Annotated in this window: 20 protein-coding genes; 15 read left to right on the forward strand and 5 right to left on the reverse strand. The window is 66.8% G+C overall.

All coding sequences use genetic code 11. From position 1 onward, the window contains the following. The first annotated feature begins 4 nt into the window (after positions 1-4). The 9 genes from ACZ50Q_RS10300 (at position 5) to ACZ50Q_RS10340 (ending at position 12,378) form a co-directional block, all read left to right on the forward strand. Positions 5-3,235 (forward strand): multidrug efflux RND transporter permease subunit, encoded by a 3,231-nt coding sequence (locus tag ACZ50Q_RS10300; RefSeq protein ID WP_464081424.1) that lies wholly within the window; start codon positions 5-7, stop codon positions 3,233-3,235. Then, positions 3,232-4,725: an efflux transporter outer membrane subunit gene (locus ACZ50Q_RS10305; protein WP_464081425.1), complete on the forward strand. Its 1,494-nt coding sequence runs from the start codon at positions 3,232-3,234 to the stop codon at positions 4,723-4,725. Before ACZ50Q_RS10300 ends, ACZ50Q_RS10305 begins: the two co-directional genes overlap by 4 nt. Next, the gene (pdxJ, locus tag ACZ50Q_RS10310) at positions 4,722-5,462 is read left to right on the forward strand and encodes a pyridoxine 5'-phosphate synthase (protein ID WP_464081426.1); all 741 of its coding nucleotides are present in this window, start codon (positions 4,722-4,724) and stop codon (positions 5,460-5,462) included. The genes ACZ50Q_RS10305 and pdxJ overlap by 4 nt, the downstream gene beginning before the upstream one ends. Positions 5,463-5,509: 47 nt before the next feature. Then, positions 5,510-5,938, forward strand: a complete 429-nt coding sequence (acpS, locus tag ACZ50Q_RS10315) for a holo-ACP synthase (protein ID WP_464081427.1) — start codon at positions 5,510-5,512, stop codon at positions 5,936-5,938. 52 nt (positions 5,939-5,990) lie between these two features. Next, positions 5,991-7,049 carry a beta-N-acetylhexosaminidase gene (gene nagZ, locus ACZ50Q_RS10320; protein ID WP_464081428.1) on the forward strand — a complete coding sequence of 353 codons (1,059 nt, stop codon included), beginning with the start codon at positions 5,991-5,993 and terminating at the stop codon, positions 7,047-7,049. Further along, on the forward strand, positions 7,012-8,838 hold the full coding sequence (gene uvrC / locus ACZ50Q_RS10325; RefSeq protein ID WP_092581329.1) for an excinuclease ABC subunit UvrC: 1,827 nt from the start codon (positions 7,012-7,014) through the stop codon (positions 8,836-8,838). Before nagZ ends, uvrC begins: the two co-directional genes overlap by 38 nt. Positions 8,839-9,118: 280 nt before the next feature. Then, positions 9,119-9,691 (forward strand): CDP-diacylglycerol--glycerol-3-phosphate 3-phosphatidyltransferase, encoded by a 573-nt coding sequence (gene pgsA / locus ACZ50Q_RS10330; RefSeq protein ID WP_076520184.1) that lies wholly within the window; start codon positions 9,119-9,121, stop codon positions 9,689-9,691. Positions 9,692-9,850: 159 nt separating this feature from the next. Then, complete coding sequence (locus tag ACZ50Q_RS10335) at positions 9,851-11,158, forward strand: MFS transporter (protein ID WP_464081429.1); 1,308 nt, start codon at positions 9,851-9,853, stop codon at positions 11,156-11,158. Positions 11,159-11,376: 218 nt separating this feature from the next. Continuing rightward, the gene (locus ACZ50Q_RS10340; RefSeq protein ID WP_464081430.1) at positions 11,377-12,378 is read left to right on the forward strand and encodes a cytochrome-c peroxidase; all 1,002 of its coding nucleotides are present in this window, start codon (positions 11,377-11,379) and stop codon (positions 12,376-12,378) included. Positions 12,379-12,429: 51 nt separating this feature from the next. Here ACZ50Q_RS10340 and queF read toward each other — a convergent pair whose 3' ends face one another. Next, entirely contained in the window at positions 12,430-13,254 is an 825-nt protein-coding gene (gene queF / locus ACZ50Q_RS10345) for an NADPH-dependent 7-cyano-7-deazaguanine reductase QueF (protein ID WP_464081431.1), read from the reverse strand. 353 nt (positions 13,255-13,607) lie between these two features. Between queF and aceA the strand changes: the two genes are divergently transcribed. Continuing rightward, entirely contained in the window at positions 13,608-14,927 is a 1,320-nt protein-coding gene (aceA, locus tag ACZ50Q_RS10350) for an isocitrate lyase (protein ID WP_076520188.1), read from the forward strand. Positions 14,928-15,105: 178 nt separating this feature from the next. Here aceA and ACZ50Q_RS10355 read toward each other — a convergent pair whose 3' ends face one another. Continuing rightward, complete coding sequence (locus tag ACZ50Q_RS10355; protein ID WP_076520189.1) at positions 15,106-16,170, reverse strand: NAD(P)-dependent alcohol dehydrogenase; 1,065 nt, start codon at positions 16,168-16,170, stop codon at positions 15,106-15,108. 105 nt (positions 16,171-16,275) lie between these two features. On the opposite strand from ACZ50Q_RS10355, the gene ACZ50Q_RS10360 reads away from it, so the two are divergent. Then, the gene (locus ACZ50Q_RS10360) at positions 16,276-17,160 is read left to right on the forward strand and encodes a LysR family transcriptional regulator (protein ID WP_464081432.1); all 885 of its coding nucleotides are present in this window, start codon (positions 16,276-16,278) and stop codon (positions 17,158-17,160) included. 32 nt (positions 17,161-17,192) lie between these two features. Here the strand turns inward: ACZ50Q_RS10360 and ACZ50Q_RS10365 are convergent, their stop codons facing one another. The 3 genes from ACZ50Q_RS10365 to bioD all read right to left on the reverse strand — a co-directional run bounded on the left by ACZ50Q_RS10365 (position 17,193) and on the right by bioD (position 18,510). Continuing rightward, positions 17,193-17,522 (reverse strand): type II toxin-antitoxin system RelE/ParE family toxin, encoded by a 330-nt coding sequence (locus ACZ50Q_RS10365; RefSeq protein WP_464081433.1) that lies wholly within the window; start codon positions 17,520-17,522, stop codon positions 17,193-17,195. Further along, positions 17,519-17,770 (reverse strand): type II toxin-antitoxin system ParD family antitoxin, encoded by a 252-nt coding sequence (locus ACZ50Q_RS10370; RefSeq protein ID WP_092581448.1) that lies wholly within the window; start codon positions 17,768-17,770, stop codon positions 17,519-17,521. The genes ACZ50Q_RS10365 and ACZ50Q_RS10370 overlap by 4 nt, the downstream gene beginning before the upstream one ends. A gap of 71 nt (positions 17,771-17,841) precedes the next feature. Continuing rightward, the gene (gene bioD / locus ACZ50Q_RS10375) at positions 17,842-18,510 is read right to left on the reverse strand and encodes a dethiobiotin synthase (RefSeq protein ID WP_464081434.1); all 669 of its coding nucleotides are present in this window, start codon (positions 18,508-18,510) and stop codon (positions 17,842-17,844) included. A gap of 405 nt (positions 18,511-18,915) precedes the next feature. Between bioD and ACZ50Q_RS10380 the strand changes: the two genes are divergently transcribed. The 4 genes from ACZ50Q_RS10380 (at position 18,916) to ccoO (ending at position 22,452) form a co-directional block, all read left to right on the forward strand. After that, positions 18,916-19,893: a hypothetical protein gene (locus ACZ50Q_RS10380; RefSeq protein WP_464081435.1), complete on the forward strand. Its 978-nt coding sequence runs from the start codon at positions 18,916-18,918 to the stop codon at positions 19,891-19,893. Beyond that, a complete protein-coding gene (ccoS, locus tag ACZ50Q_RS10385; RefSeq protein ID WP_076520194.1) occupies positions 19,890-20,051 on the forward strand; it encodes a cbb3-type cytochrome oxidase assembly protein CcoS in 162 nt (53 codons plus the stop codon). The genes ACZ50Q_RS10380 and ccoS overlap by 4 nt, the downstream gene beginning before the upstream one ends. A 174-nt stretch (positions 20,052-20,225) precedes the next feature. Continuing rightward, positions 20,226-21,713, forward strand: a complete 1,488-nt coding sequence (gene ccoN / locus ACZ50Q_RS10390) for a cytochrome-c oxidase, cbb3-type subunit I (protein WP_464081436.1) — start codon at positions 20,226-20,228, stop codon at positions 21,711-21,713. A gap of 10 nt (positions 21,714-21,723) precedes the next feature. Then, positions 21,724-22,452, forward strand: a complete 729-nt coding sequence (gene ccoO, locus ACZ50Q_RS10395; RefSeq protein WP_092581323.1) for a cytochrome-c oxidase, cbb3-type subunit II — start codon at positions 21,724-21,726, stop codon at positions 22,450-22,452.

The following is a 22,452-nucleotide window of genomic DNA, read 5'->3' on the forward strand; positions in this document are numbered from 1 at the left end:
CCACATGCCGCAATTTTTCATCGATCGACCAATTTTCGCCTGGGTAGTTGCCCTATTCATTCTGCTGGCGGGGGTGCTGGCCATCCCGAACATGCCGGTCGCGCAGTATCCCGACGTGGCGCCGCCGGCCATCACGATCACCGCCACCTACCCCGGGGCCTCGGCCAAGGAAGTGGCCGAGTCGGTCACCAGCATCATCGAAGACCAGCTCAACGGCGCCAAGGGCCTGATCTACTACGAGTCCGTCAGCGATTCCTACGGCACCTCGACCATCACCGCCACCTTCGCGCCGGGCACCAATCCCGACCTGGCGCAGGTGGATGTGCAGAACCGCGTGTCCAACGTGATCGCGCAATTGCCCGGCGCGGTGCAGCAGCAGGGCCTGCAGTACGAGCAGACGAGTACCGGCTTCCTGATGATCGTGACGCTGTCGTCCCCCGACGGCTCGCTGGACCAGACGGCGCTGGCCGACTACATCACCCGCAACGTGCAGAACCCGGTTTCGCGCGTGCCGGGCGTGGGCCAGTTCCAGCTCTTCGCCGCGCCGCGCGCGATGCGCATCTGGGTGGACCCGGCCAAGCTGGTGGGCTTCAACCTCAGCATGGCCGAGGTCAACAACGCCATCGCCGGCCAGAACGTGCTGATCTCCGGCGGCAGCATCGGCGCGCCGCCCAATCCGGAATCGCAACGCATCACCGCCACCGTCACGGCCAACGGCCAGCTCAGCACGGTGGACGGATTCGGCAGGATCGTCCTGCGCGCCAATACCGACGGTTCCAAGGTGCTGCTGCGCGACGTCGCCCGGATCGAAGTGGGGGCCGACAACTACCAGTTCGGCGCCCGCCTGAACGGCAAGCCGACGGCGGCCTTCGCCATCGTGCTGTCGCCCAATGCCAACGCGCTGGCCACGGCGCAGGGCGTGCGCCAGCAGATGGAAGAACTGTCCAAGTACTTCCCGGGCAACATCCAGTACTCCGTGCCGTATGACACCGCGCCCTACGTGAAGGTGTCGATCGAGCAGGTGCTGCACACCCTGGCCGAAGCCATGGTGCTGGTGTTCCTGGTGATGTACCTGTTCCTGCAGAACGTGCGCTACACGCTGATCCCGGCACTGGTGGTGCCAGTGGCCATGCTGGGGTCGTTCGCGGTGATGCTGGCGTTCGGGTTCTCGATCAACGTGCTGACCATGTTCGCGATGGTGCTGGCGATCGGGATCCTGGTGGACGACGCCATCGTGGTCGTCGAGAACGTCGAGCGCATCATGGCTACCGAGGGCCTGCCGCCCAAGGAGGCCACCAAGAAAGCGATGCCGCAGATCAGCGGGGCCATCATCGGCATCACGCTGGTGCTGGTGACCGTGTTCCTGCCGCTGGCCTTCATGAGCGGGTCGGTGGGCGTGATTTACCGGCAGTTCTCGGTCGCCATGGCCGTGTCCATCTTCTTTTCGGCGCTGCTGGCGCTGACCTTCACGCCGGCGCTGTGCGCCACGATCCTCAAGCCGGTGCCCAAGGGCCACCACGAGGACAAGAAGGGGTTCTTCGGCTGGTTCAACCGCAAGTTCGATGCCACCACCCACGGCTACCAGAACTGGGTGTCGCGCATCCTGCACAAGGGCGGCCGCATGATGCTGGTCTTCCTGGTGCTGGTCCTGCTGCTGGGCTGGCTGTACCTGCGCCTGCCGTCCTCGTTCCTGCCCGAGGAAGACCAGGGGTATGTGGTCAGCAACATCGAACTGCCCACCGGCGCCAGCGCCAACCGCACCGTCGAGGTCATCGAACAGGTCGAAAAGTACTTCCAGAGCATCCCGGCGGTCGAGAACATCATCGCCGTGCAGGGCTACAGCTTCAACGGCAACGGCCTGAACGCCGCCATCGCGTTCACCACGCTCAAGGACTTCAAGGACCGCAAGGAACGCAAGGATTCCGCCGGCGCGATCGCCTTTACGGCGTTCGAAAAGCAGCTCATGGGCATCCATGACGCGCAGGTGTTCACGCTGGTGCCGCCGGCCATCTCGTCGCTGGGCAACGCCACCGGCTTCGACCTGCGCCTGCAGGATCGCGGTTCGGCCGGCACCGACGCGCTGGCCGCGGCCACGGCCCAGTTGATGGGCGAGGCCATGAAGAGCCCGGTGCTGTCGCAGGTCCGCATCACGGGCCTGGCGGCGGGCACGCAGCTCAGCCTGAACATCGACCGCGACAAGGCGGCCGCCCTGGGCGTGGACTTCAACGAAGCCGCGTCGCTGATCTCCACGGCGGTCGGCTCGGCCTACCTGAGCAAGTTCCCGAACATGGGCCGGATGCAGAACATCTGGGTCCAGGCCGACGCGCCGTACCGCATGCAGCTTTCCGACGTGCTCAAGCTGAACGCGCGCAACACGCAGGGCGGGATGGTGCCGTTGTCCACGTTCGTGACGGCCGAATGGGTCCAGGGCCCGGTGCAGGTCGTGCGCTACAACAGCTACGAGTCGATGCGTATCGGCGGCAGCTCGGCCGCGGGCTACACCACCGGCGAAGCCATGGCGGAAATGGAGCGCCTGGTCGGGCAGTTGCCGCAAGGCTTCGGCTACGAGTGGACGGGCCTGTCCTACCAGGAGCGGCAAGCCGGCAACCAGGCGCCCATCCTGATGGGCCTGTCGCTGCTGGTCGTGTTCCTGGTGCTGGCCGCGCTGTATGAAAGCTGGGCCATTCCCATCTCGGTCATGCTGGTGGTGCCGCTGGGCATGCTGGGCGCGGTGGCGCTGGTCAGCGCGCTGGGCATGTCCAACGACGTGTACTTCCAGGTCGGGATGGTGACCGTGATCGGTCTGGCGGCCAAGAACGCGATTCTTATCGTGGAATTCGCCAAGGACCAGTACGCGCGCGGCATGGGCCTGTACGAATCCGCGGTGGAGGCGGCGCGCCTGCGGTTCCGGCCGATCCTGATGACGTCGCTGGCGTTCATCCTGGGCGTGATTCCGCTGGCGATGGCGACCGGCGCCGGCGCCGCGAGCCAGCGCGCGGTGGGCCTGGGCGTGCTGGGCGGCATGCTGGCCGCCACGCCGTTCGCCGTGATCTTCGTCCCGACGTTCTTTGTGGTCGTGCTGGGCTTGTTCAAGACGCGCCCGCGCCTGCTGGGCGCCGAGCTGCGTGCCTTCGAGGAAGAACAGGCCGCCAAGAAGGCGCAGGCCGAACAGGCCGCGGCCCCCACGACGCCGCAACCCGCACAACCGACCGGTGGCCAGGAGGGCAAGGAATGAAAGCCCTGATGTTCAGACAGACCGCCTTGTCCGCCCTGGTGGCGGTGGCGTTGGCCGGCTGCTCGCTGGCTCCCGATTACAAGCGTCCCGAGGCGCCCATCAGCGCCACGTGGCCCGATCAGCCCAAGGTGCAGTACGGCGCGTACTCGCGTGCGACCACGCTGGGCACGCAGCCGGCCTCCGACGTCGTGCCGGAAGCGGGCACGCCGGCCGCGGACCTGGGCTGGCGCGAGTTCTTCCGCGATCCGCGCCTGCAAGCCCTGATCGAGCTGGCGCTGGTCAACAACCGCGACCTGCGCGTGGCGGTGCAGCGCGTCGAAGAGGCGAGGGCGCAGTACGGCATCCAGCGCGGGGCGCAATGGCCCAGCATCGGCGCCGGCATCCAGGGCCAGCGCCAGCATCTGCCGGCCAACATGCGGCAGGGCGGCGCGGACGCCAGTTCGATCAGCAGTTCGTACCAGGCCGGGATCGGCCTGACCACGTTCGAGATCGACCTGTTCGGCCGCCTGCGCAACCTGTCCGAGGCGGCGTATCAGCAATACCTGTCGACGGAGCAGGCGCAAAAGACCGTGCAGATCTCGCTGGTCGGCTCGGTCGCGCAGTCGTATTTCAACCTGCGCGCGGCCGAGGTCCAGCTCGACCTCACCCAGCGCACGCTGGCGTCGCGCCAGGAATCCTATGACCTGGTCAAGCGCCGCTTCGACGGCGGCGTGGCCTCCGAGCTGGACCTGAACCAGTCCAAGTCCCTGCTGGACACGGCCTCGGCGGACCTGGCGCAACTGGCCCGCGCCCGCGCGCAGGCCATGAACGCGCTGGTGCTGGTGGTGGGCACGCCGTTGCCCGACACGCTGCCTGCGCCTGCCGAATTCGGGCGCGACCAGCTGCTGGCCTCGGTGCCGTCCGGCCTGCCGTCCGACCTGCTGGAACGCCGGCCCGACATCGCCGCGGCCGAAAACCAGCTGCTGTCCGCCAACGCCAACATTGGCGCGGCGCGGGCGGCGTTTTTCCCGACCATCTCGTTGACGGGCCTCTTGGGCGTGGCCAGTCCGTCGCTGGGCGACCTGTTCAAGGGCGGCCAGGGCTACTGGAGCTTCTCGCCGTCCATCACGACGCCGCTCTTTGCGGGCGGCAGCATCCGCGAAGGACTGAGCCTGGCCAAGGCGCGCGACAATATTGCGGTGGCGCAATACGAACAGACCATCCAGCAGGCATTCCGGGAGGTGTCGGACGCGCTGGCGGGCGAGGCCACGTATGGGGCGCAGCTCGACGCCCAGCGCGCGTTGCAGGATTCCTCGGCGCGCACGCTGGAGTTGTCGAATTTGCGGTATACCAACGGTATCGACAGCTACCTGCAGGTCCAGACCGCGCAGGTGGACTTTTTCAACGCCCAACTGTCGCTGGTGCAGACCGGCCTGGCCGCGCTCATCAACCGCGTGGAGCTCTACAAGGCGCTGGGCGGCGGCTGGGAAGAAACAACGAAAGTGCAATGATGGAACTTGGTGTAAACATCGATCACGTCGCCACGCTGCGGCAGCAGCGCCACACGGCGTATCCCGACCCGATCGCCGCCGCGCTGCGCGCCGAAGACGCCGGGGCCGACCTGATCACGCTGCATCTGCGCGAAGACCGGCGCCACATCCAGGACGCCGACGTCTATGCGATTCGCCCGCAGTTGCGCACCCGCATGAACCTCGAATGCGCGGTCACGCCTGAAATGCTGGAAATCGCCTGCGCGGTCAAACCCAGTGACGTCTGCCTGGTGCCCGAAAAGCGCACCGAGCTCACGACCGAGGGCGGGCTGGAAGTGGCGGGCGCCATGGGCCCGGTTTCCGACGCCGTGGCCCTGCTGACCGAAGCCGGCATCCGCGTGTCGCTGTTCATCGATCCGGACCCCGTGCAGATCGCCGCCGCGGCCAAGGCCGGCGCGCCCGTGATCGAGCTGCATACCGGCGCCTATGCCGAAGCCGAAGGCGAGGCCGCCGAGGCGGAACTGCAGCGCATCCGCCTGGCGGTGGCCGAAGGACTGCGCCACGGCCTGCGCGTGAACGCCGGACACGGCCTGCACTACGGCAACGTCAAGCCCGTGGCCGCGGTGGCCGGCATTTCCGAGCTCAATATCGGCCACGCCATCGTGGCGCAGGCGATCTTCGACGGCTGGGAAAAGGCCGTGCGCGACATGAAGGCGCTGATGGTGCAAGCGCGCCTGCAAGCGCTGCGCGGGCTTTGAACGCGGGCCCATGACCCGTTTTGACCGCCAGCCTGCCGACGACGCCCATGCCTGACAACTCCCCCGCCACGCCCGCCGGCGCCATCGCCGGCATCGGCATGGACCTGCTGCGGATCGACCGCATCGAACGCGCCCTCGAACGCCACGGCGACCGCTTCGCCGAAAAGATCCTGGGCGCCGAGGAACTCCAGAAGTTCCACGCCCGCCGCGCGCGCGATCCCGTGCGGGGCCTGCGTTTCCTGGCCACCCGCTTTGCGGCCAAGGAAGCGTTTTCCAAGGCAATCGGGCTGGGCATGCGCATGCCCATGACGTGGCGGCGCGTGCAGACGCTGAACGCGCCGGGCGGCCGTCCGGTGCTGGTGATCGCGCCCGAATTGCTGGCCTGGTATGCCGAGCGATTCGGGGCGGCCCACGTTTCCATTACCGATGAATCCGATATGGCCGCCGCGTACGTGGTGGTCGAACGCAAGCCCTGAGTCCGGGTCCGTCCCGGCCGGCTTGCCGCACACAGACACAAGGACAGCCTCCATGGCCAAGAAGCAAAACAAGGCGGTCCTGCCCCCCGGCCCCGTGATGGTCGATGTGGCGGGATATACGCTCACGAAGGCGGAAAAGAAGCGCCTGCGCCACCCGCTGGTCGGCGGCGTCATCCTCTTTGCCCGCAATTTTGAAAGCCGCGCCCAGCTCACGGAACTGACGCGCCAGATCCACAAGGCCCGCAAGGAGCCGCTGCTGATCCTGGTGGACCACGAAGGCGGCCGCGTGCAGCGGTTCCGCGACGACGGTTTCACCGCCTTGCCGCCGATGCGCGCGCTGGGCGAGTTGTGGGACCGCGATCCGCTGCAGGCGATGCGCCTGGCGACCGAGGCCGGTTACGTCCTGGCCGCCGAACTGCGCGCCTGCGGCGTGGACATGAGCTTCACGCCGGTGCTGGACCTGGACTACGGCGCCAGCAAGGTGATCGGCAACCGCGCCTTCCACCACGATCCGCGTGTGGTGACGATGCTGTCGCGCGCGCTGGTGCAGGGCCTGGCGCTGGCCGGCATGTCGGCCTGCGGCAAACATTTCCCTGGCCATGGCTACGTGGGCGCCGATTCGCACCACGAGATCCCGGTGGACCCGCGCACGCTGGACGAGATCCTGAAGGACGACGCCGCGCCCTACGCCTGGCTGGGCGACGCCGTGCTGCCGTCCGTCATGCCCGCGCACGTGATCTACCCCAAGGTCGACAAGCACCCGGCCGGATTCTCCAAGCGCTGGGTGCAGGAGATCCTGCGCAAGCGCCTGGGCTACGATGGTGTCGTGTTCTCGGACGACCTCACGATGGAAGGCGCATCGGTCGCCGGGGATATCCTGGACCGCGCCAACGCCGCGCTGCGGGCGGGCTGCGACATGGTGCTGGTGTGCAACCGCCCGGACCTGGCGGACGACCTGCTGTCGCGCCTGACGTTCGATCACGCGCCCGAGTCCGTGGCGCGCATCCGGCGCCTGATGCCGCGTTTCGACGCGCCCGACTGGGACACCCTGCAAGCCGAAAGCCGTTACCAGAATGCCCGACGACTTCAATCTCAAATCGTTCCTGTCTGACCTGCCGCATCTGCCGGGCGTATACCGGCACCTGGATGCGGCCGGCGAGGTCATGTATGTCGGCAAGGCGCGCGACCTGAAGAAACGCGTCTCGTCGTATTTCCAGAAGAACCTGTCCAGCCCGCGCATCGCCCAGATGGTGGCGAAGGTGGCGCGGCTGGAAGTGACGGTGACGCGTTCCGAGGCGGAAGCGCTGATCCTGGAAAACAACCTCATCAAGAGCCTGAAGCCGCGCTACAACATCCTGTTCCGCGACGACAAGTCCTATCCGTACCTGCACATCACCGGCCACGACTGGCCGCGCATCGCGTATTACCGCGGCGCCACCAACAAGCGCGGACAGTTCTTCGGCCCGTTTCCCAACGCCTGGGCGGTGCGCGAAACCATCCAGATCCTGCAGAAGGTGTTCCGCCTGCGGACCTGCGAGGACAGCGTCTTCGCCAACCGCTCGCGTCCCTGCCTGCTGCACCAGATCGGGCGCTGTTCGGCGCCCTGCGTGGGCGCGATCGAAGCCGCCGAGTACGAGCGCGACGTGCAACGCGCCGTGCGCTTTCTGAACGGCGAGGCCAAGGACGTCATGGGCGAGATCGAGGCCCGCATGCTGCAGGCGTCCAGCGAACTGCGGTTCGAGGAAGCCGCCGCGCTGCGCGACCAGATGGGTTCGCTGGCGCGCGTGCTGCACCAGCAGACCATGGAAAACGTCAGCGGGGAAGACACGGACATCATTGCGGTGGCCATTGCCGGCGGCAAGGTCTGCGTCAACCTCGCGATGGTGCGCGGCGGCCGCCACCTGGGCGACAAGCCGTTCTTTCCCTCGCACGCCGAGGGCGAGGCCGCGCCGCAGGTGCTGGAAGCCTTCGTGGCGCAGCATTACACCGACAACGCGATGCCCCCCATCCTGGTCTGTTCCCACACTTTGCCCGATCCCGAGTTGATCGCGCTGCTGGTCGAGCAGTCGGGCGGCCGGCCGTCGCGGGTGCTGACGCGGCCGCAGGGCACCCGCCGGTCGTGGCTGGAGCAGGCCACCAAGAACGCCGAGATGGCGCTGGCCCGCGCGCTGACCGAGTCCGGCGCCCGCGCGGCCCGCACGCTGGCGCTGGCCGAAGCCCTGGACCTGGACACGGATGAAGCCGCGCTCGACGCGCTGCGCATCGAATGCTTTGACATCAGCCACACCGCGGGCGAAGCGACCCAGGCGTCCTGTGTGGTCTTCGAACACCACGACATGCAGCCCTCGCTGTACCGGCGCTACAACATCGCCGGCATCACCCCCGGCGACGACTACGCGGCGATGCGCCAGGTGCTGACGCGCCGCTTCGCCAAGGTGGCGGACGGCGACGCGCAAATGCCCGGGCTTGTCCTCATCGACGGCGGCAAGGGCCAGGTCGAAGTCGCGCGCCAGGTGTTCGCGGAATTGGGCCTGGACATCCAGACGCTGGTGGGCGTGGCCAAGGGGGAAGGGCGCAAGGTCGGCCTGGAAACCCTGGTCTTTGCCGACGGCCGCCCGCCGGTGGCCCTGGGCGGCGAGTCCGCCGCCCTGATGCTGATCGCCCAGGTGCGCGACGAAGCCCACCGCTTCGCCATCACCGGCATGCGCGCCCGCCGCGCCAAGACCCGCAACGTCTCGCGCCTGGAAGAAATCGAAGGCGTCGGCGCCCGCCGCCGCCAACGCCTCCTGGCCCGCTTCGGCGGCTTCTCCGGCGTCGCCCGCGCCAGCATCGAAGACCTGGCGTCGGTGGACGGCATCTCCCAGGACCTGGCCATCCGCATTTACGAGGCGCTGCGCTGAAGCTGGAGCCAACCAAGATGCCGCCACTCCGCGTAACCTCCGCCGTCGATCAATGCCGATGCTGGAACCTGCTTTCACGCCGATACGCTCGGCGTCTTGTCGGCCCTAGCGGTCCGATCCACGTCGACGCCTCTCCAATCCACCCCCATTCAACCACCCGCCCCTACGAGCAATCCGGGCCGCGCGGATCCGGCTCCGCCGGTCCGCAGAGGCGCCCCCTTGAGGGGGAAGCGCCAAAGGCGCTTCGGGGGTGGAAACCCTCTGTTAGCATACGGACACTATGCCAATTAACGTTCCCATAATCCTGACGTGGCTGCGCATCGCCATGATTCCGCTGGTGGTCGGGCTGTTCTACCTGCCCGAAAGCTGGATGGCTGTCCCGACGCGCGACACCCTGGCCGCATGGGCCTTCATCATCGCCGCCCTGACCGACTGGTTCGACGGCTGGCTCGCCCGGCGCTGGAACCAGACGTCGGCATTTGGCGCATTCCTCGACCCGGTGGCCGACAAGCTCATGGTCTGCGCCGCCCTGATCGTGCTGCTCGACCTCAGCCGGGTCGACGCTTTCATCTCCCTGATCATCATCGGCCGCGAAATCACGATTTCCGCCCTGCGCGAATGGATGGCCAAGATCGGCGCCAGCGCCAGCGTGGCCGTGCACCGGCTGGGCAAGTTCAAGACGGCCGCGCAGATGATCGCCATTCCGTGCCTGCTGTACAACCAGTCGATCTACGGCGTCAACACGAAGCTGCTGGGCGACATCCTGATCATCGTCGCGGCGGTGCTGACGGTCTGGTCGATGCTGTATTACCTGCAGCGCGCCTGGCCCGCCATTCGCGAAAAGGCCCTGTAACACCGATCCAAGAGCGATACGCCGGCTCGATCCGGCACGGCGCGCGCGCCGCAATCGCCACGAACACGACGCCCGGGCGCAAGTCCGCGCGTCGCCGGAGACAACCCGCGGTCCGCCCCTGGCGGAGCGCATCCTGCCGCGTCCCCGCGGCTTTTTGCAATGAACACCGCCACCGCCGCCAACACTTTGCTCTCGGATGCCGCCGTACGCCGGCGCGATTGGAAAATCATCCTGCTCATCGGCGTGGCGCATGCCTCGTCCCACTTCTTCCAGCTGGTGCTGCCGTCGCTCTACGGCGCCCTGGGCCTGGAATTCGGGCTGGACTTCGCCCGGCTGGGCTTGCTGGTGTCCACCTTCTACGTGGTGTCCGGCATCGGCCAGGCCTCCTCGGGCTTCGTGGTCGACCGGATCGGCGCGCGCCCGGTGCTGTGGTTCGGCCTGGGCTGCTTCGTGCTGTCGGGCGTGCTGATCGGGTCGGCCACCGGCTACGCCATGCTGATGGCCGCGGCCGTCGTGGGCGGCATCGGCAACTCGGTCTTCCACCCGGCGGACTATTCCATCATCAACCATCGCATCACCGCGCCGCGGCTGGGCCATGCGTTCTCGACGCACGGATTGACCGGCAACCTCGGCTGGGCGCTCACGCCGGTCTTCATCACGACCATCACGCTGCTCGCCAACTGGCGCGTCGCGGCCTATAGCGCCGCCGGCCTGGTGGCGCTGGTGCTGCTGCTGACCGTGCTGGGACGCGACCTGCTGGGCGGCCCGTCGCCGGCCGATGCCCGGGACGACGCCCGGGACTCGGGCAGTGCGGCGAAGCCCGCCGCCAAGCCGCAGGAGGGCGTGCTGGCCACGCTGACCGCGCTGCTGTCCCGCCCCGCGCTTTGGGGCGCCTTCCTGTTCTTTGCCTGCACGTCGATCGCGCTGTCGTCGGTGCAGAACTACACGATTCCGCTGCTGGGCCAGCTTTACGACCTGTCCAAGGTCACCGCCAGCTCCGCACTGTCGGGCTATATGGTCGCCTCGGCCGTGGGCATGGCGGCGGGCGGCTTCCTGGTGTCGGCCAATCCGCGCACCGAGCGCACCGTCATGGTGGCGCTGATCCTGGCGGGCTTGACGCTGGTTGTGCTGGCGCTGGGTATGGTGCCCGCGGTGCTGGCCGCGCCCGTCGTCGGCCTGGCGGGCTTTTGCTCGGGCGTGGCCGCGCCGTCGCGCGACATGCTGATCCGCCGCGTGACGCCCAAAGGGTCGACCGGATCGGTCTACGGCCTGGTGTACTCCGGCATGGACGTGGGCTCGGCCCTGGGGCCGCTGGCCTTTGGCCTGCTGCTGGACGCCGGGCTGCGCCAGGGCCCGTGGGTGGGCGCAGGCGTCGCGTTCGCGGTCGCGGCATTCCTGGCCCAGTGGATCGCGGTGCAGGCGCGCCGCGCCGAACCGCCGGCGCCTGCGGCGATGGCGCGATCCTGACGCCCGACGTCAGGCACCGCACGCCCGACACCCCGCCCCTGACTGCTGACGCCTGACCTCCGCCCGCGCCGCCCGCGCGGGCGTTTTCTTGCGCGCGGTCAAACTTCAGTTTTGCCCGCAGGCGGCGGCCGGCGCGGCTTGACGCCCCGCAAGGCCGCCGCGGCGCTTGCTCGCTGTAATAACCCTGAGCACGAATAGGTTATTCACAGGAGAAGCAAATGAGAAAGCAAAGCATGCTGCTGGCGGCGGGCATCGTCATGGCGCTGTGGGCAGGGCAGGCCTGGAGCGCCTCGCAGGAACCCATCCAGCCAATCCAACCCGCCGTGGTCCAGAACCCGGGCAAGGTCGAACTGGGCAAGAAGCTCTTTTTCGATCCCCGCCTGTCGCGTTCCGGCGCGATCTCCTGTAATTCCTGCCACAACCTCGCCATGGGCGGCTCGGACAACCTGAAGGCGTCCATCGGCCACAAATGGCAGCAGGGCGGCATCAACTCGCCGACCGTGCTCAATGCCAGCCTGAACATCGCCCAGTTCTGGGACGGCCGCGCCAAGGACCTGCGCGAGCAGGCGGGCGGCCCGATCGAGAACCCGATGGAAATGGCCTCGTCGCACGAACTGGCGGTGCAGGTGCTCAACTCCATCCCGGGCTATCGCGCCGAGTTCAAGCAGGTCTTCGGCAAGGACCAGATCACCATCGGCGAGGTGACCAGCGCGCTGGCCGCCTTCGAGGAAACGCTGGTCACGCCGAACTCGCGCTTCGACCAGTGGCTCAAGGGCGACGAGAAAGCGCTGACCGTGCGCGAAGCGGCCGGCTACGCGCTCTTCAAGAACAGCGGCTGCGTGGCCTGCCACAACGGCGTGGCGGTGGGCGGCAACTCGTTCCAGAAGATGGGCGTGGTCACGCCCTACGTCACCGAGAACAAGGCCGAAGGCCGCGCCGGGGTCACCGGCAAGGACGCCGACCGCTTCAACTTCAAGGTGCCGACGCTGCGCAATGTTGCCCTGACCTACCCGTACTTCCACGACGGCGAAGCGGCGACGCTGACGCAGGCCGTGGACGTCATGGGCCGCCTGCAACTGGGCCGCACGTTCACGCCCGAAGAGAACGGCCAGATCGTGGCCTTCCTGAAGACCCTCACGGGCGACCAGCCGGTCATCCAATACCCCGTGCTGCCGCCGTCCGAAGACGACACCCCGCGGCCCGAGCCGTTCCTCAAGTAAAAACAACGCGGCCGCCCTTGTGGGCGGCCGTCTGGCTGGGCGGGGCCTGCGTTACTGGCGGACGGTCCGCCTGTCCGCCGGCGGCGCGGCCTCGAAATTGCTGCGCCACGGGTTGATGTCCAGCCCGCCTCGGCGCGTATAGCGCGCGTACACCGTCAATTGCTCGGGACCGCAGGCCTGCATGATGTCGCTGAAGATGCGTTCGACGCAGTGCTCGTGGAATTCCGCGTGCTGGCGGAACGACACCACGTACCGCAGCAGCGATTCGCGGTCGATCGGGGCGCCGCGGTAGCGGATCTGGACCGTGGCCCAGTCGGGCTGGCCGGTCACGGGACAGTTCGATTTCAGCAGCCGCGAGGCGAGCGTCTCCTCGACCACGTCGCCCGGCCGGGTGCGCAGCAGCTCGGGCGCGGGCTCGTAGGTGTCGATCTCGATATCCAGCTTGTCGATATAGATGCCGTCCATCTCGCCCATCTGCAACTCGGCAAAGCGCTGCGGCAGGAAGAAGTCCAGCCCGACCGGCGCGCCGGCGGCCGCGCTCAGGTCGCGTTCCAGCCGGCCGCGCAGGGCGGCCGAATTCACCAGGCGGGTCTGGTTGAACGAATTCAAATACAGCTTGAACGACTTGGATTCGATGATGTTGGGGCTGTCGGCCGGCACCGAGAACGTCGCCATGGCGACGCGCGGTTTGCCCTTGGCGTCCAGCCACGACAGTTCATAGGCGTTCCACAGATCCACGCCCTGGAAGGGCAGGTTGTCGTCGCGCAGATTCAGCGCCGCGCGATTGTGCGCACGCGCGATGGGAAAAAGCAGCGAGGGATCGTATTGCGAGGCATAGGCCACGCTCTGCCCGAGCGGGCCGTGAGACAGGGTCATAGCAAAGAAGGGGAGTCCGGGAGGATGACGGCATTGTAGGCGCTTGGAAAAGGCCCGAATTTCCGCGATGTGAAATGTAACCCTCGTATTGTGAAAGCGCCTGCTGCGCAGCAGCGCCACGCCATTTCACAAACGACAATCGCGTTTCATTATACAAAATCGTCTTTGCAACCTATTGATTTTTATAGCGAAGATTTTTTGTCTTCTATAAGACTCGCCATCACATTGCTCCGCAGCAGAGGCATAGACTTTCTCCAACGATTCACGCAACGCCAGACGCGAATCGTTTTTGAAGTTCCAAGACGTTCTCTGAAGTTCCAACCGTTCTCACATCACTGACCAGGAGCATCACAATGAGCAATCGCGAAACCGAAATCCGCAACCTGCAAAAAGACTGGGCTGAAAACAGCCGGTGGCAAGGCATCAAGCGCGACTACAGTGCCGAAGACGTCATCCGCCTGCGCGGCTCGATCAGCGTCGAACACACGCTGGCCCGCCGCGGCGCCACCCGCCTCTGGGATTTGCTGCACAGCGAACCTTTCGTGAACTCGCTGGGCGCCCTGACCGGCAACCAGGCCATGCAGCAGGTCAAGGCTGGCCTGAAGGCCATCTACCTGTCCGGTTGGCAGGTCGCCGGTGACGCCAACCTGGCTGGTGAAATGTATCCCGACCAGTCGCTCTATCCCGCCAACTCGGTGCCCCAGGTGGTTCGCCGCATCAACAATTCGCTGACGCGCTGCGACCAGATCCAGTGGATGGAAGGCAAGAACCCCGGCGACGAAGGCTACATCGACTTCTTCGCGCCCATCGTGGCGGACGCAGAAGCCGGCTTTGGCGGCGTGCTCAATGCCTATGAACTGATGAAGGCCATGATCGAGGCCGGCGCCTCGGGCGTGCACTTCGAAGACCAGCTTGCGTCCGTGAAGAAGTGCGGCCACATGGGCGGCAAGGTGCTGGTCCCGACCCGCGAAGCCGTGTCCAAGCTGGTGTCGGCCCGCCTGGCCGCCGACACGATGGGCACGCCGACCGTGCTGCTGGCGCGCACCGACGCCGACGCGGCCGACCTGGTGACCAGCGACGTGGACGAGAACGACCGCCCGTTCATCACCGGCGAGCGCACCGTGGAAGGCTTCTTCCGCACCCGCGCCGGCATCGATCAGGCCATCTCGCGTGGCCTGGCCTACGCGCCGTACGCCGACCTGATCTGGTGCGAAACCTCCACGCCCAACCTGGAATATGCCCGCAAGTTCGCCGACGCCATCCATCGCCAGTTCCCGGGCAAGCTGCTGGCCTACAACTGCTCGCCGTCCTTCAACTGGAAGAAGAACCTGGACGACGGCACCATCGCCAAGTTCCAGCGCGAGCTGGGCGCCATGGGCTACAAGTTCCAGTTCATCACGCTGGCCGGTTTCCACGCGCTGAACTACGGCATGTTCGAGCTGGCCCACGGCTACGCCCGCCGCCAGATGAGCGCTTTCGTGGAACTGCAGCAGAAGGAATTCGCCGCCGCCGAAATGGGCTTCACCGCCGTGAAGCACCAGCGCGAAGTGGGCACGGGCTACTTCGACGCCGTGACCCAGACGATCGAAGGCGGCAAGTCGTCCACGACCGCGCTGACCGGCTCGACGGAAGAAGCGCAGTTTGAACACGGCAAGTCGCAGAAGGCGGCGTAAAGCCGGCGGCGCCCGGCGGCCGGGGCAGGCCGCCCCGGCCCGTTTCGCGGAACGCCGGGCGCCGTTCTTCTGCTGTTGACTGCGGTTTGCAGGTGTGTAGTTGCAGGTGCTGTTGTAGGGTGGATTCAGGGTGCCTGCGGGCACCCTCTTTTTTTCCGCCCGGCCGCGCACCCGCCCGCTACGCCGCGGCGCGCGTGTCTTTCAGGGTCGCCATGTCGATCACGAAGCGGTACTTCACGTCGTTTTTCACCAGGCGCTCGTAGGCCTCGTTGACGGCCTGGATCGGCACGATCTCCACGTCGCTGACGATGCCGTGCTCGGCGCAGAAATCCATCATCTCCTGCGTTTCCGCCATGCCGCCGATCGCCGAGCCGGCCAGCGATTTGCGGCCCATGATCAGGTTGGCGCCAGGGATCGGATCCAGCGGCGTCAGCGCGCCCACCAGCGCCATGGTGCCGTCCAGCGCAAGCAGCGCCATGTAGGGATTGACGTCGTGGCTGACGGGGACGGTGTTCAGCAGGAAGTCGAAGGAGTTGGCGTGGGCCGCCATGGCGTCGGCGTCGCGCGAGACCAGAACCTCGTCCGCGCCCAGGCGTTTCGCGTCGCGCGCCTTGTCGGCGGAGGTGGTGATCATCACGACGTGCGCGCCCATGGCGTGCGCGAACTTCACGCCCATGTGGCCCAGGCCGCCCAGCCCGATGACGCCGACTTTCATGCCGGGGCCGACCTTCCAGTGGCGCAGCGGCGAATACGTGGTGATGCCGGCGCACAGCAGCGGCGCCACGGCCTTGAGGTCCAGGGTGTCGGAGACCTTCACGGCGAAATGCTCGCGCACCACGATCCGGTCGGAATAGCCGCCAAAGGTGAGCTGGTCGCTGCCGCGTGCTTTGTCGTTATAGGTCAGGGTGGCGCCTTCCTCGCAGTACTGCTCCAGGTTCAGGCGGCAGGCCTTGCAGTGGCGGCACGAGTCGACCATGCAGCCCACGCCGGCGTAATCGCCCACCTTGAACCGGGAGACGTTCTTGCCGACCTGCGCGATGCGGCCGACGATCTCGTGGCCCGGCACCATGGGATACATGGAATTGCCCCAGTCGCCGCGCGCCTGGTGCAGGTCCGAATGGCAGATGCCGCTGTACAGGATGTCGATCAGCACATCGTCATCGCCCGGTTCGCGGCGGGTGAAACTGAAGGGGACCAGGGGAGTGTCGGCACTGTGGGCGGCGTAGCCTTGGGCTTGGATCATGACGGCCTCTTGCGAATTTGTTGAGCAGGCGGCAACAATAAATCGGCGCTTGTGGGCGTTCAAGCTAGAATTTCGGCATGATTTATTGAATAAATTTGCATAATCATGCCGCTCGACAACCTGTCCCACCTGGCCGCCTTCGCGGCCGTTGCCCGGCTAGCCAGCTTTCGCAAGGCCGGCGAGGAACTGAGCCTGTCCACGTCGGCGGTCAGCTACGCCATCCGCAACCTGGAAGAACGTCTGGGCGTGAACCTGTTCAACCGGACGACGCGCAGCGTGGCGCTGACCGACGCCGGCCAGCGCCTGGCCGAACGTCTGCAGCCCGTGCTGCATGACCTGGGCGATGCGCTGGACGAAATGAACCACTTCCGCGGCGCGGCCGCCGGCACGCTGCGCATCAATACCTCGCGCGCGGCCTCGTACCTGCTGCTGATGCCCATGGCGGCGCGATTCCTCGCGGCTTATCCGGACATCCGCCTGGAAATTGGCGAAGACGACAGCTTCGTCGATATCGTGGGATCGGGCTATGACGCGGGCGTGCGGCTGCTGGAAGCGGTGCCCGAGGACATGGTGGCGGTGCCCATCGGCCCGCCGCTGCGTTCGGTGGTGGTGGTCTCGCCCGGCTACCTGCAAGGGCGCGAACCGCCGCAGCATCCCGCCGACCTGATGCATCACGAATGCATCCGCTACCGCTTTCCCAGCGGCCGCTATTTCAAGTGGGCGTTCACGAAGGACGGCGAGACGCTGGAATTCGACTTCCCCGGGCGCATCGCCCTGAGCGACGTCCACGCCGAGGTGCGCGCCGCGACCGACGGCATCGGCATCGGCTACGTGCCGGAGAACTACGTGACCGCCCAGCTTGCGGCGGGCACGCTGGTGCGGCTGCTGGACGACTGGTGCCAGACGATCCCCGGCTTCATGCTGTATTACCCGAAGCAGCGCAGGGTGTCGTCGGCGCTGCGGGCGTTCATCGACATGGCGCGGCAGTGAGCGAGCGGGTCCCGGCCTGCCCGGCGTGGCATTTACACCGCGCCGGGGCCTTCCACCCACGCGGGGATGTCCCGTTGCTGATGGAGGATGCGCCAGACATCTATATGGTCCTGGTGTTCCACGTAGAAGACCAGATAGGGGTAGCGAGTCAACGGCCAGGAGCGCAGGCCGGGCAGGTTCAGTTCCAGCGCGTATCGGATGGATCCTGTCGCGGGGTGGCGGGCGAGATGCAGGTACGCCCGTTCCAGGGCCTCGATGAACCCGAGCGTAATCTGCTCGGACGCCGTGCTCAGGTAATACGCTATCGCGGTGTCGATATCCGCGTTCGCCTGCACACGCGGGATGACGGGTTTGGCCTTCACGCTTGGGAGTCGGGGCCCGAATTCTTACTGGCGCGGGCTCGCAGGCCGGCGAAGTAAGCGGCGTCGACCGGGGCAGCCTGTTCGGACGAGGCGCCCGCCAGCAGCAGCCCTCGGAGCTGGAGCCGATCCTGGTCCTTGCGGATGAGTTCGCGGACGTACTCGCTGCTCGTGCTGTAGCCCCGCTCGGTGACCTGTTCGTCAACGAAGGATTTCAGCGAGTCCGGCAAAGAAATGTTCATGGTGCCCATCGCCATAGCTTAGGAGGCTTGGCAAAAATTGGCAAGAACGTAGTTGCCGCAGTCTGCTTGTCGCTGCGCGCTCAACCCGCTTCGGCCGGCGCACCGTCCAGTGCCGCGAGGCAGTCGGCCAGCGGCGCGATGTCCCGCGCCAGCGCGTCCACGGCTTCGGCGTCGACGCGCGGCAGCGGCGGGATCTCGGCCAGCACGCGCACGCCGCCGAAGCGCTCGATCGCTTCCTTGTTGCCCGCCGACGGGGGTCCGCTCATCACCACGCCCAGCACCGGAATGCCGCGCCGCCGGAGCGCTTCCAGGCTGAGCAGGGTGTGGTTGATGGTGCCCAGCCCGCTGCGCGCCGCCAGCACCACCGGCATGCCCAGCCGCGCGATCAGGTCGATCATCATGTGCGTGTCGTCGATGGGGACGTACAGCCCGCCGGCGCCTTCCACGATCAGCGGGGCGCGCGTCGCGGGCGGCACGATGCTGGTGGCGTCGACCACCGTGTCTTCCAGGGTGGCGGCCGCCCAAGGCGACAGCGGCGCCTCCAGCACGTAGGCGGGCAGGTGCAGCCGCTGCGGCGGCAGGCGGGCCAGTTGCGCCACGGTGTCCGTGTCGCCGGGTTCCTCGGCCACGCCGGTCTGCACCGGTTTCCAGTAGTCGGCGTTCCAGGCGCGCGCCAGGATCGCCGACACCAGGGTCTTGCCGATACCGGTGTCGGTGCCGGTCACGAAAACGCCATTGGGCCGTCGCATGGTGTTCTTCCACATACCGTGGGCCCGGTGATACGTCACCGTGGCCCCTTGTTCGTGCACACGCGGCCAGGGCGCGGCGCCCAGGCCTGCCAGGCCCCTCGGTAAATAAATGCGGGGCATCAGAATGATTTTGTATCAGCCGCAAGCCGCGCACGCCACCGGCCAGATCGGTCATGGCCGGACGGATGGGGCGCAGGGACGGATGGGGCGGCGTCCGGGCTCGCGGTGCGTCGACACCCGGTGCGTCGGCCCCCGGTGCATCGGCCCCCGGTGCATCGACCCCCGGTGCATCGACCCCCGGTGCATCGACCCCCGGTGCATCGCCCCCCGGGGCGCCGGCAAATCGCCCCGGGCGCCTTGATTCAGATCAAGACGCCCGGGACCCGGGCTGGCTACCATCGGCACATGCGAGCCAAATCGATTTTCGCCGTCCCGGCCAACCTGCCCGATGCCGACCGCCAGCAGCGCCGCCATGCGCTGGTGCGCCTGTCGCTCGCCTGGCTGGCGATGATGCAGGTCATGATGTTCGCGTGGCCGGGTTATCTGCGCCACGAAAGCATGCCGGCGGATGCGCTCGAGACCCTGGACTGGGCCATCGTCCTCATGAACTGGGCCAGCTTTGCGCTGACGGTGCCGGTCGTGCTGTATTCGGCATGGCCCATCTGGCGCCATGCCGGCGCCAATCTGCGCGCCGGGCGCGCGGGCATGGACGTGCCGGTGGCGCTGGGCATCGTCGCCGCCTTCATTCCCAGCGTCCTCGCCACATGGACCGGCCGGGGCGAAGTCTATTTCGATTCGGTCACGATGTTCGTGGCGTTCCTGCTGACCGCGCGTTACCTCGAACTGTGCGCGCGCCAGTCCTTCGGCGGCGCGGGGGCGGCGGGCCGCCGCCACGCCCGCGTGGAAGAACAACGGCTGCGGCTGGGCGCGCGCGCCGACCGCGTGGCGTCGCGTTTCGTCATGATCCAGGTCGCGTTGGCGCTGGCCGCCGCGGCGGGCTGGGCCTACATCGACCCGGCCCACAGCATCCCCGTGATGGTGGCGCTGCTGGTCATGAGCTGTCCCTGCGCCATGTCCATGGCCGTGCCCACCGCGATGGCCTCCGCGCACAGCGCGCTGGCGGCGCATCCGGACCTGCCGGACGCGGCGCTGGATGCCTTGCTCGCCGAGGCGCGGCGCAAGGCGCGGCAGAACCTGTACGGCTCGCTGGTCTGGCATCTGCTGATGACGCCGCTGGCGCTCGCCGGATGGGTCACGCCCTGGCTGGCCGCGATCACCATGCTGTTGTCGTCGCTGGCGGTTGCCTACAACTCGTGGCGCCTGTGCCGCCGCGACTGGTCGGGCAGCGTGGCGCCGGGCGCCGCGCTCGGGGCGGCGCCGTGACCATACTTTATCTCCTGCTGCCGCTGTCGCTGCTCTTCGTGCTGGCCATCGGCGTGTCGCTGTGGTGGGCGGTTTTCAACGGCCAGTACGACGATACCGAGGATGCCGGCACGGCCATCCTGCGCGACGACGACAGCGCCGCCGCGGGCCGCCGCTGAAGCGTCTGCGCGGCGCCGGAAACGCCGCTGCGCCACCCCGATACCCCTTCAAGCGTTGCGGTTATGCGCCGAAGTTCGGGGCGTCGCATCCCGGTTGATCCAAATCAACGCCGACTCCTGTGACTAGTCCCATCATCGAAGCCTGGAAGTTCTTGTTACTTTAGGGGAAGGGTGATGAACGATTGCGCCGCAATCGCAAGCAAGTCCGATACCTTCAACTACAGGGTCGTGAGGCAGTTCGCGCTCATGACGGTAGTCTGGGGCATAGTCGGCATGGCTGTGGGCGTGTTTCTGGCCGCGCAGCTTATTTGGCCTCAGTTGAATTTCGACACCGCATGGCTCAGCTACGGCCGCCTGCGCCCGCTGCACACCAACGCCGTGATCTTCGCCTTCGGCGGCAGCGCACTTTTCGCGACGTCGTACTACGTCGTGCAGCGCACCTGTCAGGCGCGCCTGTTCTGCGACAAGCTCGCCGCCTTCACGTTCTGGGGCTGGCAGGCCGTCATCGTCGCAGCCGCGATCACCTTGCCCATGGGCTTTACCAGCAGCAAGGAATACGCCGAACTCGAATGGCCCATCGACATCCTGATCACCCTGGTCTGGGTCGCCTACGCCATCGTGTTCTTCGGCACCATCATCAAGCGCCGTTCCAAGCACATCTACGTGGCCAACTGGTTCTTCGGCTCGTACATCCTCACCATCGCCATCCTGCACATCTTCAACAACATCGAGATGCCGGTGACGCTGTGGAAGTCCTACTCCGCCTACGCGGGCGTGCAGGACGCCATGGTGCAATGGTGGTACGGCCACAATGCGGTGGGCTTTTTCCTGACGACCAGCTTCCTGGGCATGATGTATTACTTCGTGCCCAAGCAGGCCGGCCGCCCCATCTACTCGTACCGCCTGTCCATCGTCCACTTCTGGGCGCTGGCCTTCACGTACATGTGGGCGGGTCCGCACCACCTGCTGTACACGTCGCTGCCTGACTGGACCCAGTCGCTGGGCATGACGTTCTCGCTGATCCTGCTGGCGCCGTCGTGGGGCGGCATGATCAACGGCATCATGACCCTGCAGGGCGCCTGGTACAAGCTGCGCACCGATCCCATCCTGAAGTTCATGGTCACCGCGCTGTCGTTCTACGGCATGTCCACCTTCGAAGGCTCGATGATGTCGATCCGCACGGTGAACTCGCTGTCGCACTACACGGACTGGACCATCGGCCACGTGCACTCCGGCGCGCTGGGCTGGGTCGCCATGATCTCCTTCGGCTCGCTCTACTACCTGATCCCGCGCCTGTACGGCCGCGAAAAGATGTACAGCGTCAAGGCCATCGAATTGCACTTCTGGATCGCGACCATCGGCGTGGTGCTGTACATCGCCGCCATGTGGATCGCCGGCGTGCAGCAGGGCCTGATGTGGCGCGACACGGCCTCGGACGGCACCCTGGTCTACAGCTTCGTCGAGGAACTGAAGACGCGCGTTCCGTACTACCTGATCCGTTTGCTGGGTGGAACCCTGTTCTTGTGCGGTGTGTTCGTCATGGCCTGGAACGTGTGGAAGACGGTGCGCGGCGCGCAGTCGGTCAACCCCGCCATTCCGCAAGACGAACCCCAAGCCGCGCGTGCGCCGGTTCCCGCGACCGCCGTGCCGGCCACTGCCTGACGAGGACATCATGGCCAACAAGAATCATGGCTTCTTTTCCCACCAGACCCTCGAGAAGAACATCGGCTGGATGATCATCGCCAGCATCCTGGTGGTCTCCTTCGCGGGCCTGGTCCAGATCATCCCGCTGTTCTTCCAGCACAGCACCACCCAGCCCGTGGCCGGCGTCGAACCCTACAGCCCGCTGCGGCTGATGGGCCGCGACGTCTACATCCGCGAGGGCTGCGTGGGCTGTCACTCGCAGCAGGTGCGTACGCTGGCTGCGGAAGTCCAGCGCTACGGGTCGTACTCGGTCGCCGCGGAATCGGTCTTCGATCACCCCTTCCTGTGGGGCTCCAAGCGTACCGGTCCCGATCTGGCGCGCGTGGGCGAGCGCTATTCCGATGATTGGCACCGCATCCACCTGCGCGATCCGCGCAAGGTGGTGCCGGAATCCAACATGCCCGCCTATCCCTGGCTGGAAAAGACGGTCCTCACGGGCCAGAACGTGGACCAGCGCATGCGCGCCCTGCGCGCCCTGGGCGTGCCGTACACCGACGAGGAAATCGCCGCGGCGCCCAAGGCGATCGAGGGCAAGACGGAAGAAGACGCGCTCGTGGCCTACCTGCAAGGGCTGGGCGTGGGTGTGCGCAAGGCGCAGCTTGCCAAGCAGGCCGAAGAGGCCAAGAAGGCCGAAGAAGCCAAGAAGGCCCGGCAGTCCGCCGTGCAGCCTGCCGCGCAAGCGGCCACGGGAGGCTGA

The sequence above is a fragment of the Achromobacter sp. T5-5 genome, assembly GCF_055397965.1.